The following is a 13,597-nucleotide window of genomic DNA, read 5'->3' as shown; positions in this document are numbered from 1 at the left end:
CCGATTGGTTCAACTAATAATCAGTGGGGATGAACAAAATCCCCACTGATTATAGTTTCACTTTACTCCGGTCGTTTTTTCGTCCACGTTTCTACTACTTCACCAGTATCATTAACATCTAGCACTAGGCTACCATTACTATACCGGTCTTTATTTCGATACGCTTTCGGATCAATCTCTTCTACAATATTTTTTTCTGTCTTCATATAAACTAATTCATCGTCCCGAACAATTTCAATACCGACAATGCGGTATGGATTACGTTTTAACTCTTTGAAAATAACAAGACCTCGTTTCGCCCTCGTTGATTTCTCAATTTCTGATGCTTTTAGACGTTTTACAGCACCGCGCTGCGTTACGAGAATAAGTTGATCTTTGTCACCATTTAACGGTTTACCAGAAGCGACATAGTCATCTTCTTTTAAATTAATTGCTTTCACACCAGCAGCTCTTACACCGACTGGACTTACTTCATCTTCATGGAAAATAAGTGCATATGCACCATGTGTAGCAAGAACGATATCACTCGTTCCATCTGTCGCAAATATATCGACAACTTCATCACCTTTTTTCAAGTTTACAGCAACGAATGCCCTTGAATAACGCTGAACTTTATATTGATTTAATTCTGTTTTCTTTATCATACCATTTCGTGTTACAAATACGATAAATCGTTTTTCTTCCTCAAAGTTCGGTACAACCGTTACCCAAATGATCGTTTCATCTCGGTCGAGTGAAACGATATTTGCAACGTGCTGACCTAAATCTTTCCAACGAATATCTGGCATTTCGTATACTGGAAGATATATATAGTTCCCTTTACTTGTGAATAAAAGAACTGTTTCAGTCGTATTCGTATCGAATCGTTCAAGTAAGATGTCACCCTCTTTCATACCGAAGTCTTTGCCGTTTGATGCATTATGTGAGCGCCATCCAGTACGTTTCACATATCCTTCTTTCGTTACAGTAACGATGACATCTTCTTGTGGAATCATCACTTCTACGTCTATTTTAATTTCTTCAATTTGTTCTTCAATAATAGCACGGCGATCATCACTATATGTTTTCTTAACTCTCTTCAAATCAGTTTTAATGACTTGAAGTAATCTTTTTTCACTTTGTAAAATTGACTGTAGCTCTAGAATTTTCTTATTAAGCTCATCTGCTTCTTCTTGTAACGCCGTAATGTCTGTATTCGTTAAGCGATATAATTGCAAGGATACAATTGCTTCTGCTTGTGCTTCTGTAAAGCCAAATTTTGCACTTAAATTATCTTTCGCATTACGTTTATCTTTTGAAGCTCGAATTGTCTCGATTACTTGGTCTAAAATCGATAATGCCTTCTTTAAACCTTCTACAATATGTTGACGATTTTCTGCTTTTCTTAATTCATATTGTGAACGTCTCGTAATAACCTCTTTTTGATGTCCAATATAAGCATCCAAAATTTTCGGTAATGTCATAAGTGTTGGACGGCGATTATTGATCGCTACCATATTAAAGTTATATGGAATTTGTAAATCTGTATTTTTATATAAATAATTTAAAATACCTTCGGCGTTTACTTCTTTCTTTAATTCAACAACGATTCGTAAACCAGTACGATCCGTCTCATCACGTACTTCAGCAATGCCATCTAACTTTTTATCTAGACGTAATTCATCCATTTTCTTTACAAGGTTTGCCTTATTCACTTCGTAAGGAATTTCAGTGATTACAATTTGTTGTTTCCCACCGCGCACTGTTTCAATTTCTGCTTTTCCGCGAATAATAATTTTACCTTTTCCTGTTTCATACGCCTTTTTAATACCATCAATCCCTTGAATAATACCGCCTGTTGGGAAATCTGGTCCTTTCATAACTGTTAATAAATCATCAACAGTACTATTTGGCTTATCAATACGCATCATTGTAGCGTCAATAACTTCTCCAAGATGATGCGGAGGAATTTCTGTTGCATAACCAGCGGAAATTCCTGTAGATCCGTTTACTAATAAATTCGGGAACGCTGCTGGTAATACAACCGGTTCTTCACTCGTATCATCAAAGTTTGACACGAATTCAACTGTTTCTTTATCAAGATCACGTAATAATTCAGATGCGATTGGTGATAAACGAGCTTCCGTATAACGCATCGCTGCCGCTGGGTCCCCATCAACACTACCGTTATTACCATGCATTTCAACTAAAACATTACGTACTTTCCAAGTTTGGCTTAAGCGAACCATTGCTTCATATACAGAGGAATCTCCATGTGGATGATAATTACCAATAACATTACCTACTGTTTTAGCTGATTTACGAAACGCTTTATCATGTACATTACCTTCTACATACATAGAATATAAAATACGTCTTTGTACTGGCTTTAAGCCATCACGTGCATCTGGAAGTGCACGATCTTGAATAATATATTTACTATAACGTGCAAAGCGGTCACCTAACACGTCTTCAAGCGGGAGGTCATGAAACTTCTCTGCTTGCATGTTATTCCACCTCCGTCTCCATAATCATTTCATTTTCTAAAATATTTCCTTCTTCTTGCATACCAAACTGTACATTACGTTCAATCCATTTACGGCGCGGTTCTACTTTATCGCCCATTAATGTTGTAACGCGACGCTCTGCTCTTGCTGCATCATCAATTTTCACGCGAATTAATGTACGCGTTTCAGGATTCATTGTTGTTTCCCATAATTGATCCGCATTCATTTCACCAAGTCCTTTATAACGTTGTAACATATAGCCTTTGCCAACTTTTTTCGTTACACCGTCTAATTCCTCATCTGACCAAGCGTATTCAATTACCTCACTCTTACCTTTCCCTTTACTTACCTTGTATAAAGGAGGAAGTGCGATAAACACTTTACCGGCTTCGATAAGTGGCTTCATATATCTGTAGAAGAACGTTAATAACAATACTTGAATATGAGCTCCATCCGTATCTGCATCGGTCATAATAACAACTTTATCGTAGTTAATATCTTCAACAGCGAATTCATTTCCTACACCGCCGCCAATTGCATAAATAATTGTATTAATCTCTTCATTCTTAAAAATATCAGCAAGCTTTGCTTTCTCCGTATTAATTACTTTACCACGCAATGGTAGTACCGCCTGAAAACGACGATCTCGCCCTTGCTTTGCTGAACCGCCAGCCGAGTCACCCTCTACTAAATACAATTCGTTTTTCTGAGGGTTACGTGATTGTGCAGGTGTTAACTTCCCGCTTAAAGTACCTTCTGATTTTTTCTTTTTCTTACCACTACGTGCTTCTTCTCTCGCTTTACGAGCAGCCTCACGTGCTTGCGCTGCTTTAACTGCCTTTCTCACAAGAAGTGTAGCTACATCCGGGTTTTCCTCTAAAAAGTAAGCTAGATGCTCTGATACAATGGCATCAATAGAAGAACGAGCTTCACTTGTACCAAGTTTCCCTTTCGTTTGTCCTTCAAACTGCAGTACTTCTTCTGGTACACGTACAGAAACGATAGCCGCTACACCTTCACGAATATCTGTACCTTCTAAATTTTTATCTTTTTCTTTTAATAATGAAACTTTACGAGCATACTCATTGAACACACGCGTCATTGCTGTTTTAAATCCAGCTTCGTGTGTTCCACCATCTTTTGTACGTACGTTATTTACAAACGAAAGAATATTTTCTGAGTAACCATCATTAAACTGGAATGCTAGTTCTGCTTCAATCCCGTTTTGTTCACCAGTGAAATATACAACCGGGTGAATTGAATCTTTTTCTTCGTTTAAATATGAAACGAAAGCTTCAATTCCTGTTTCATAATGAAATATATCTTCTAAATCATTACGTTCGTCTTTTATTGAGATTTTCATTCCTTTTAATAAGAATGCAGATTCACGTAATCTCTCACATAATGTTTCATAATTGTAATTTGTCGTACTAAAAATCGTTGTATCTGGTTTGAAATGCATTGTTGTACCAGACTCTTTTGTTTTCCCGATTTTCTCTAACGTTGTTGCAGGAACGCCACCATTTTCAAAGCGTTGTTCATAAATGTTACCATCACGTTTAATTGTTACTACTAACCATTCTGACAAGGCGTTTACAACTGATGCCCCAACACCGTGTAAACCACCACTCGTTTTATAGCCACCTTGACCAAACTTACCACCTGCATGAAGTACAGTTAAAATAACTTCAGGTGTAGGTTTCCCAAGTTTATGCATTCCCGTAGGCATTCCTCGCCCTTTATCTATAACGCTAATACTATTATCTTTATGTATTACGACAGAAATTTCGTCGCCAAATCCCGCTAACGCCTCGTCAACGGAGTTATCTACTATTTCATATACTAAATGATGCAATCCACGGCTATCCGTACTCCCGATATACATACCCGGGCGTTTTCGAACGGCTTCAAGTCCTTCTAACACTTGAATCGCATCTTCATTATATTGGAACTGATGCTTCGCCAAACTCCTTGCCCCTTTCCTAATCCAAAATCAGAACATATGTTTCTATTATAGAATAACGCCTCGACTATAGTTTTGGCAAGTTATCTTATCTCTTTTATATACCATTTTCAATAGAAAAATCCTTGTTTTCTCACAAGGATTCCTCTAGGCTACTATTTCAGAAAAATAATCGTTTGTCAACGAGAAATGGATATGTATTCCAAGATTACACATTCCAAACCTTTATTATGATCCAAATGATCAAAATCCAAAATGGGATTACAAATAACAATCCCCAAAAACAGCCTTTAAAAAATCTCATGATGAACACCTCGTTCATCGGCCCTACTTATCTATAATGAGGGCTGAATCAATCTTTCTAACTTTAAGTCTATACTATTTTGTCATCGCATGTTCTACTTTAATACAACGATCCATTATTACAGTATAGTCTTTTTCTTTTAAAAGTTTATATGTATCTTCATCTTGTACTCCTAATTGTGCCCAAAAAACATCTGCATCAATCTCGACAAATTCTTTTGCAACATCCATTAAAAACTCTGAGCGACGAAATACATTTACAATGTCAACGTGTTCCTTAATATCCTTTAGTGAAGAAACTGCCTTTTCTCCAAGCACCTCATTTACTGTTGGATTAACTGGAATAATGCGGTATCCAGCATCTTGCATTGCTTTTGAAACCATATACGATGTACGTTCTGGCTTATCTGATAATCCAACAACCGCAATTGTTTTGCTTTTCTTTAACACTTCACCAATTTCCGTACGAGTTGGGTTTTCAATTGTCATAATTAATCCCTCCTATTCCTTTAGTATAGCCGATAAAGAAAGTCTCTTTCAATATGAAAGAGACTTTCTTTTATTTCGATTATTGATTCTTTGTAGCTGAATTATCTGCTAAAGTAGCTGTTTTCGTCATTTTTTGACCGTTACGGTAGAATGTGACTTCTACTTTCTCGCCTACTTTTTTCTTTTCATATAAATATTTACGGAATTGAAGTGAATTTTCTACTTTTTGATCATCTAATGCTACGACAATATCATATTGCTCTAAACCAGCTTTTTCTGCCGGTGATATTGGGTAAATTTTACCTAATACAACACCATTAGTTACTTCTTTCGGTACTTTCAATTGATTGACTGCATAAGCTTGCACATCTTCTAACGAAACGACACCTACTCCAAGAGCTGGACGTTTTACTACTCCGTCTTTTTCAAGTGATTCAATAACTGGCTTTGCGATATTAATTGGAATAGCAAATCCAATTCCTTCAACTTCTTGTTGTGCAATTTTACTTGAATTAATCCCAATTATTTCACCGTTTTGGTTAAATAATGCACCACCACTGTTACCAGGATTAATCGCTGCATCTGTTTGAATAACTTGTGCTTGCCAATCTGGGCGTTTATCCCCATCAATATCAACTGGGATTTCGCGTTCTTTACTACTGATTATACCTTCCGTTACACTTCCGTCAAATCCAAGTGGGTTACCGATTGCAATCGCTTTTTCACCCGCACGAAGTTTACTTGAGTCACCTAAAGTTGCAACTTTATTTACATTAGCCCCATCAATTTCAACAACAGCTAAGTCTAACCAAGGATCTTTCCCTACTAACTTTGCATCTACCTTTTTACCATCACTTAGCTTTACAGCAAGTTTATTCGCTCCATCTACTACGTGGTTGTTTGTTACAATATATGCTTTATTTCCTGCTTTTTTATAAATAACACCTGATCCTGAACCAGCTTGTTGTTCTTGACCTGTCGGTTGCATTGCAAATGGATCAACGCTTTGTTGCATATTAATAACGCCTACAACAACATCTTTCGCTCCTTCAATCATACCAGGTAAATCAGTTTCATTTTTCGCTTTATTTACAACAGGAACTACAGTACCTTCTACTTTTGAATCCGAACTAAATGATGATACTGGTGCTCCATTATTTTGAGCCCATGGCATATATGGTGCTGCAAAACTAATCGAAACCGCTCCGACTACAGCTCCCACTAAACCTGTGAAGAAATAGCCTTTTTTACTACCTGATTTTCTCACTTCTCTCGTTTCACTATGCTCTTCATTTAAATTTGGTCCGTCGTAATATCCCATGTTTTATTTCCCCTCTCTGGTGAATTCGTATTTTCAGTATAGTCACGTTTTGTGTCCTTCTTGTGAACTCATCGTGAAATCCAATTAAAAAAATACTCCTATCTAACATTGTAGACAAGAAAAGTATTTTTTGTACATTCTACCTTCAAAAGAGAGTATAAAATTGCCATTTTCCTAGGCTAAATTACACAAATTGTTCTAGATTATTCTTCAAATTTATAACCAACTCGAATAACAGTACCGATATGCTTCGCTTTATCTCCTAACTTATTTCGAAGTTTTTTAATATGGGTATCAACCGTTCGGTCATCACCGTAATAGTCATATCCCCATAACTGGTCTAATAAATGTTGACGTGATAATACGATTCCTTTGTTCTCCATTAAATAAACGAGAAGTTCAAATTCTTTATGTGTCAATATAATTTCTTCTCCATCTACTAAAACAGTTCTAGATAGACGATTCACTTCAATTCCAGCTAAAGACATAGCATTTTCTTCCGCTACTCCTACCGCGCCATCCGCACGTTTCAATAACGTCTTTGCACGAGCTACTAACACTTTCGGACTAAATGGTTTCGTTACATACTCGTCTGCACCTAATTCGAAACCTAGCAATGTATCATCCTCATCCGAACGTGCTGTCAACATAATAATTGGTACTGCTGATTCTTTTCTAATTCGTCTACAAACAGACCATCCATCTATTTCCGGTAACATAATATCTAACATAATTAAATCAATTTCATGCTCTGCAAATAACTCTAACGCTTTCTTTCCATCTTCTGCTTCGATTACTTCAAAGCCTTCATTACGAAAATAATCACTAACAATTTCACGTAATCTTCTTTCGTCTTCAACAAGCAATACTGTTTTATTCATATAATCTATCCCGCCTTTTTACTCTTTCAATCGAATAATACGTTGATTGGAGCTTCCGCGAAATGGAAGTGTTAAATCTTTTTTCTCAATTTCAAACCTTCCATCGACTAAAACATCCCCATAATGTAACAACTCTATCATATCATTATTTTGGGAACTCTGTATCTCTTCTAACGTATAACCTGTATACATCCATAGGTTTTTTTTCAAATCTTTCACGATTTTTGCTACCTTTTTCACTTCAGCAGCTTGAAAAAATGGATCTCCACCTGAAAATGTTACATCAGTTAATGGATTACTTGCAATCTCTTTCACAATTTCTTCTACTGTCATTTCCGTTCCGTTGCAAATATTCCACGATTTCGGATTATGGCAACCGACACAACGATGCGGACAGCCCGCAAAAAACACGACTGTCCGCAATCCTTCTCCATCTACTACACTATCATGAATAATATTCATCACTTTCATTTATGTTTCACCCGATCTATCTCTTCACTACGTTTCGCACTATTCCACTTCGACATATCTCCTACAAGATAGCCTGTTATACGGCGAATTCTTTCTATATTAGCCTCATCTTCATTCCCGCAACTTGGACATTCATTTCCAATAACCCCGTGATAACTACAGCACTTACAACGGTCAACAGGATGATTAATTGAACCGTATCCAACGCCATGTTCTGCCATGGCTTGTATAATTTGTTTTAATGCCTTTTTGTTATGCATCGCTGCTCCGTCCAGTTCAATATACGTAATGTGTCCTCCATTACAGAGAGCATGGAACGGGCCTTCTAAACGGATTTTATTTATCGCTTGAATGTTATAATAAACTGGAATATGGAATGAATTCGTATAGTAATTATGGTTCGTTATACCGCTAATCACGCCAAATTCTTCTCTATCTTTTTTCACAAACTTTCCTGATAATCCTTCTGCTGGAGTTGCAATTATCGAGAAATTTAGTTGATGTTCTTCTGTCGCTTTATCCATTCTATCTCTCATAAAGGAAATAATTTCGTACCCAAGTTTCCATGATTCTTCATCTTCCCCATGATGCTTTCCTGTTAAAGCTACTAAACATTCCGCAAGACCGATAAAACCAACACTTAACGTCCCTTGTTTTAAAATCGAAGCTACGGAGTCTTCAGGCTGCAATGCTTCTCCACCACGCCATACACCTTGTGAATATAAAAACTGAAAATCTCTTGCTCGCTTCTTACATTGATACGCAAATCTTTCTAATAACTGCTTAATTCCTAAATCTAAATAGTAGTTTAGCGCTTCAAAAAATGCTTCTTTTGAACCACTAATTAACGCTAATTTCACTAAATTGATAGACGTAAATGATAAATTCCCTCTACCAATCGCTGTTTCTTCTCCATGTATATTAGACATAACACGGGTACGACATCCCATGTAACATACTTCACTTTCTGGTCTTCCATCATAATGCACTGTATTAAACGGAGCATCTAAAAATGAAAAGTTAGGGAATAATCGCTCTGCAGTTGTCTCTAATGCTAATTCAAATAAATCGTAATTCGGATCACTTTCTTCAAAATTCACACCTTTTTTCATCTTGAAAATTTGAATCGGAAAAATTGGTGTCTCTCCTTTACCAAGTCCAGCTTGTGTTGCTTTTAATAGTTGTTTAATTAACATTCTTCCTTCTTTTGATGTATCTGTTCCGTAATTAATAGAAATAAACGGTACTTGTCCTCCGCCCCTACTATGCATACTATTCGAATTATGAACGAAAGCCTCACACGCTTGATACGTATCATTTTCCGTTTCTTTCCATGCAAATTCTTCTATTTGTTCTTTCGTAAGCGGATATGATTGTAATCGTTTTTTATGTCTCTCAATTGTTTTTCGTACATAAGGTGCTAAATCAATATCAAAGAGTGCAAACGATTGACCGCCATGCTGCATATTTTGATTCGCTTGAAAAATAATAGACGAAAGAGCCAATGCACTTTTAATGTCTTGTGGTTGTCTCATATGTCCATGTCCAGTATGAAAACCGTTAGCAAGCATTTGCGCTAACGGAATTTGCGAACAAGTCGTCGTTCCTGTCGCATAAAAATCTAAATCATGTGGATATAATATATTTTCATTTATCGCTTTTTTCACTTGATCTGACAATAAATTCTCAACAGCATAATATTTTGCACTCTCAGATGCGAACGTTCCCATTACACCCATTGGAGAGCGGCCGTCTACATTTGCATTTTCTTGCATTAAATCTTGTTCATTGCCGTGGACTATCGTCTCGAACACTTTCATTAATTCTTCTCCACGTGTATTATTTTGTAACATTTATAACCCTCCACCAATATGTTGTTGTCTTTTGATTAAAATGTTACTACATATAGTCTTGCTGTTTCTGTGAGAAATGTAACATTACTGTGAAATTTTTTTCACGAAATAATGAATTTTTCATTTACAAAAAAGAAATGTGCTCTTTACAAATGTATGGTACAATATACGGGAAAAACTCTTTTTACCCTTTATCAACACATTTGAATAAAGGAGACTGAACTTATGGTTACTACATATCTTTTATTTATCGTTGCCTACTTGCTTGGCTCGATTCCATTTGCACTAGTTGTTGGAAAAATTGGCTACGGAATCGATATTCGTGAGCACGGGAGCGGTAATCTAGGCGGAACAAACACATTCCGTACATTAGGGAAAAAAGCAGGTTTTACCGTTACAATTGCTGACATTTTAAAAGGGACATTAGCAACAAGTCTACCAATGATTTTCGGATTAGATATTCACCCACTATGGTTCGGGTTAGCGGCTGTTCTTGGACATGTCTACCCGATCTTCGCGAAATTCCGTGGTGGTAAAGCAGTTGCAACTTCTGCTGGGGTGCTATTATGCTATTCACCAGTTGTTTTTGCAATATTGGCTGTTGTATTTTTCACCCTTTTATTTACAACAAGATACGTATCACTTTCTTCTATGGTAACAGCAGTTGTTGCTGTTATTGCATCCATTGTTAGCGGGGATAAAATCTTCATTATTGCGATGTGTTTATTAGCAGGTATGGTTATTTATAAACACCGTGCAAATATCGGACGAATTATAAATAAAACTGAACCAAAAGCAAACTTTTCAAAAAAGCAAAAATAAGATCGTAACCCACATAACGCAAAAAGAAAACGTGAAGCATATTAATAGCGTCTTTTTGCGTTATTTTTTATACTAAAGAAAAAGCAACATAACTTGGAGGAACTATACATGAATCTTTCCGTAACAAAAGAAGCAGCACAATGGTATAAAAATGAATTAAACTTACAATCAAATGAAACACTACGCTTTTTCGTACAATACGGTGGTTGCAGTACTGTGCAAAAAGGACTTTCTTTAGGTATTCGTAAAGATGATCCTGCACACCCTGCTGTTCAAATTCAAGAAGAAGGTATTAACTTCTTTATTGAAGGCGATGATGAATGGTTCTTCGATGGACATAATTTATCTGTTACACTTCATGAAGGTGACGACTTCCCACAATTTAATTATGAAAAATAAAAAAGCGCGGCTTCTGCCACGCTTTTTTATTTTTTCTTAATTTCCTCATATTTCGCATACCACTCAGGATATAACTTTTTAAATGATACAGGGCGGAACCCTTCTTTTTTCGCACAAATATTCGTCGTACTTGCAGTAATACAAAGATCACCATCACCATTATATATTTCATATCCATATACAACGCGAAGCGGGCTCACAGTATCGACCCATGTTTTTACGATTGCCTTTTCTCCATAACGCATCGCTTTACGATATGAAATTTGTAAATCTAACACAGGAGAAATAATTCCTTCTTTCTCCATTTCAACATATGAAAAACCTAAATCTTGTATAAGTTTCGTGCGACCTAACTCAAGCCACACTAAGTAGTTTGAATGGTAAACAACACCCATTTGATCTGTTTCCGCATAACGGATTTCAACTTCATGTTCTGCTACAAACATATGTATTCGCCTTCTTTCACTTCTGCTACCTTGCATACATTTAATCATAATACAGTAACATCAAAAATAAAATAAAAACAGTGAATCTTTTACTGAAAGGAGCCAGCATATGATTCAAATTGTAACTGTTCGTAGTGGTGATAGCGTATATAGCTTGGCATCAAAATATGGATCAACACCTGACGAAATAGTAAAAGACAATGGACTAAATCCAGCTGAAACGCTCGTTGTTGGTCAGGCACTTATCGTTAATACGAAAGGAAATAATTATTATGTACAGCCTGGTGACAGCCTATATCGAATTTCTCAAACATATAATGTCCCCCTCGCTAGTTTAGCTAAAGTTAATAATTTATCTTTAAAATCTATTCTCCATGTCGGACAACAATTATATGTACCAAAAGGCACAAAACGAGCTGTAGAATCCATCGCTTACTTACAACCTTCAACTATACCGATTAAAGAGAGTTTAGTTAATGCGACACGCGCCATCAATCCATTTTTAACATACTTAGCCTATTTTAGTTTTGAGGCAAAAAGAGATGGCACATTAAAAGAACCTACTGAAACAGCTAAAATTGCTAATATTGCAACGCAAGGTAAAACAATCCCTATGCTCGTTATTACAAATATTGAAAATGGTAATTTCAGTGCCGATCTAACATCAGTTATTTTACGCGACGCAACGATTCAAAACAAATTTATTACTAACATTTTGCAAACAGCTGAAAAATATGGCATGCGAGACATTCATTTCGATTTCGAAAGTGTAGCACCTGAAGACCGCGAGGCGTATAATCGCTTTTTACGAAATGTAAAAACACGCTTACCTAGTGGGTACACATTGAGCACAACTCTCGTACCGAAAACAAGTTCCAATCAAAAGGGCAAATTTTTCGAAGCTCATGATTATAAAGCGCAAGGGCAAATTGTTGATTTCGTCGTCATTATGACATATGACTGGGGATGGCAGGGCGGGCCACCGATGGCGATTTCTCCTATCGGTCCAGTGAAAGAAGTACTTCAATATGCAAAATCTCAAATGCCTCCACAAAAAATTATGATGGGGCAAAATTTATACGGGTTTGATTGGAAACTTCCATTTAAACAAGGAAATCCACCTGCAAAAGCAATTAGCTCCGTCGCAGCTGTTGCACTAGCTCGTAAATATAATGTTCCTATTCGTTATGATTTCACAGCCCAAGCTCCTCATTTTAATTATTTTGATGAAAACGGCGTGCAACACGAAGTTTGGTTTGAAGATTCACGGTCTGTTCAAAGTAAATTCAATTTAATGAAAGAACAAGGTATAGGTGGTATTAGTTACTGGAAAATCGGTTTACCATTCCCGCAAAATTGGCGTTTACTCGTTGAAAATTTCACGATTACGAAAAAGGGCTGACAAAAGTCAGCCCTTTTTTTCATATTACTGCTAAAAACTCATCTTTCATTTCCTCACAAAAAAGAAGAATGATAACATTCTCCTTTTTAACCGTTATCAACAATCGGTTGTTTACCTGTTTGATCTTGCATTTGCTTTCCTTTATTTCCACCAGCTTTTTTCGATTGTGTTCCAATATGATTTGGTGCAAAGTCTTTTGAATTTTTTTTCGGATTACCCATTACTATCGCCTCCTTAACACTAGTATCGTACTAGTGTTAAGAATTATTCAGCTTGCTTAAAAAGTTTCATTTCATAACGTTTTTCGATGCGCTCTTCAATGCGATCAATTGCATCACGATCGCTTAATAATTGTTGTTTATTTTCATTTACAAGTTCTTCAAACGATTTACGGCGACTTCTTCTCATGTTGTTCACCCTCTCTCCTTCGCTTTCTTATTACATAGTATGAGCAAACGAAAAACTCTTTAATCAGATTTGTAAGAAAATTTTATGTTTTAGTACTCCTAAAAAAACTCCGTGTACAATATATTGCACACGGAGTTTTTCATACCATAATATTTAAATACTCTTTCAACTTTTCATCTGCATTCATTTCATTTTCTTTATAATCATGAAGCGCCTGTAACACAAAATCATACTGTTCTAAAATATAACTTTCTAATTTCATAACATCCTCTAAGCTATTAAGCATAATTCTCGTATTACCAACTTCACTTTTTAACGCTGGTTCACATTTTAAGCTTGTACATATTTCTTTC

Annotated in this window: 13 protein-coding genes and 1 pseudogene; 3 read left to right on the top strand and 11 right to left on the bottom strand. The window is 36.3% G+C overall.

The features are described 5' to 3' along the window. Positions 1-62 precede the first annotated feature (62 nt). The 7 genes from parC to MR160_RS30300 form a co-directional block, all read right to left on the bottom strand. Entirely contained in the window at positions 63-2,486 is a 2,424-nt protein-coding gene (parC, locus tag MR160_RS30330; protein WP_001147460.1) for a DNA topoisomerase IV subunit A, read from the bottom strand. A 1-nt stretch (position 2,487) separates the two neighbouring features. Then, the gene (gene parE / locus MR160_RS30325) at positions 2,488-4,452 is read right to left on the bottom strand and encodes a DNA topoisomerase IV subunit B (protein ID WP_001062195.1); all 1,965 of its coding nucleotides are present in this window, start codon (positions 4,450-4,452) and stop codon (positions 2,488-2,490) included. A 375-nt stretch (positions 4,453-4,827) separates the two neighbouring features. Beyond that, complete coding sequence (locus tag MR160_RS30320; RefSeq protein ID WP_000151394.1) at positions 4,828-5,241, bottom strand: CoA-binding protein; 414 nt, start codon at positions 5,239-5,241, stop codon at positions 4,828-4,830. Positions 5,242-5,320: 79 nt separating this feature from the next. Then, positions 5,321-6,562, bottom strand: a complete 1,242-nt coding sequence (locus MR160_RS30315) for a S1C family serine protease (RefSeq protein ID WP_000542642.1) — start codon at positions 6,560-6,562, stop codon at positions 5,321-5,323. A 203-nt stretch (positions 6,563-6,765) separates the two neighbouring features. Further along, positions 6,766-7,443, bottom strand: coding sequence for a response regulator transcription factor (locus MR160_RS30310; protein WP_001044679.1), 678 nt, complete (start codon positions 7,441-7,443; stop codon positions 6,766-6,768). Positions 7,444-7,461: 18 nt separating this feature from the next. Next, the gene (gene nrdG / locus MR160_RS30305; RefSeq protein ID WP_000867078.1) at positions 7,462-7,914 is read right to left on the bottom strand and encodes an anaerobic ribonucleoside-triphosphate reductase activating protein; all 453 of its coding nucleotides are present in this window, start codon (positions 7,912-7,914) and stop codon (positions 7,462-7,464) included. Continuing rightward, positions 7,911-9,767 carry an anaerobic ribonucleoside triphosphate reductase gene (locus MR160_RS30300; protein ID WP_000940083.1) on the bottom strand — a complete coding sequence of 619 codons (1,857 nt, stop codon included), beginning with the start codon at positions 9,765-9,767 and terminating at the stop codon, positions 7,911-7,913. The genes nrdG and MR160_RS30300 overlap by 4 nt, the downstream gene beginning before the upstream one ends. Positions 9,768-9,992: 225 nt before the next feature. Here MR160_RS30300 and plsY point away from each other — a divergent pair, with 225 nt between their 5' ends. Both plsY and MR160_RS30290 read left to right on the top strand, forming a co-directional pair. Then, on the top strand, positions 9,993-10,589 hold the full coding sequence (gene plsY, locus MR160_RS30295; RefSeq protein ID WP_000258974.1) for a glycerol-3-phosphate 1-O-acyltransferase PlsY: 597 nt from the start codon (positions 9,993-9,995) through the stop codon (positions 10,587-10,589). A 108-nt stretch (positions 10,590-10,697) separates the two neighbouring features. After that, complete coding sequence (locus MR160_RS30290) at positions 10,698-10,988, top strand: HesB/YadR/YfhF family protein (protein ID WP_001054452.1); 291 nt, start codon at positions 10,698-10,700, stop codon at positions 10,986-10,988. A 26-nt stretch (positions 10,989-11,014) separates the two neighbouring features. Here MR160_RS30290 and MR160_RS30285 read toward each other — a convergent pair whose 3' ends face one another. Next, the gene (locus MR160_RS30285; RefSeq protein WP_000495808.1) at positions 11,015-11,434 is read right to left on the bottom strand and encodes an acyl-CoA thioesterase; all 420 of its coding nucleotides are present in this window, start codon (positions 11,432-11,434) and stop codon (positions 11,015-11,017) included. A 109-nt stretch (positions 11,435-11,543) separates the two neighbouring features. On the opposite strand from MR160_RS30285, the gene MR160_RS30280 reads away from it, so the two are divergent. Then, the gene (locus MR160_RS30280; RefSeq protein ID WP_000614855.1) at positions 11,544-12,836 is read left to right on the top strand and encodes a glycoside hydrolase family 18 protein; all 1,293 of its coding nucleotides are present in this window, start codon (positions 11,544-11,546) and stop codon (positions 12,834-12,836) included. Positions 12,837-12,922: 86 nt separating this feature from the next. Here MR160_RS30280 and sspN read toward each other — a convergent pair whose 3' ends face one another. The 3 genes and pseudogenes from sspN to MR160_RS30265 form a co-directional block, all read right to left on the bottom strand. Continuing rightward, on the bottom strand, positions 12,923-13,057 hold the full coding sequence (gene sspN / locus MR160_RS30275; RefSeq protein WP_000527987.1) for an acid-soluble spore protein SspN: 135 nt from the start codon (positions 13,055-13,057) through the stop codon (positions 12,923-12,925). 43 nt (positions 13,058-13,100) lie between these two features. Continuing rightward, the gene (locus MR160_RS30270; RefSeq protein ID WP_001254699.1) at positions 13,101-13,244 is read right to left on the bottom strand and encodes an FbpB family small basic protein; all 144 of its coding nucleotides are present in this window, start codon (positions 13,242-13,244) and stop codon (positions 13,101-13,103) included. 139 nt (positions 13,245-13,383) lie between these two features. Beyond that, positions 13,384-13,597, bottom strand: a pseudogene (locus MR160_RS30265) (3'-5' exonuclease); the annotation flags it as partial.

The sequence above is a fragment of the Bacillus cereus group sp. BfR-BA-01382 genome, from assembly GCF_022663475.1.
In the GTDB taxonomy this organism is placed as follows: Bacteria; Bacillota; Bacilli; order Bacillales; family Bacillaceae_G; genus Bacillus_A; species Bacillus_A thuringiensis_S.
The sequence above is the reverse complement of the archived record's forward strand: the minus strand, read 5'-3'. Positions and strand labels throughout refer to the sequence as shown.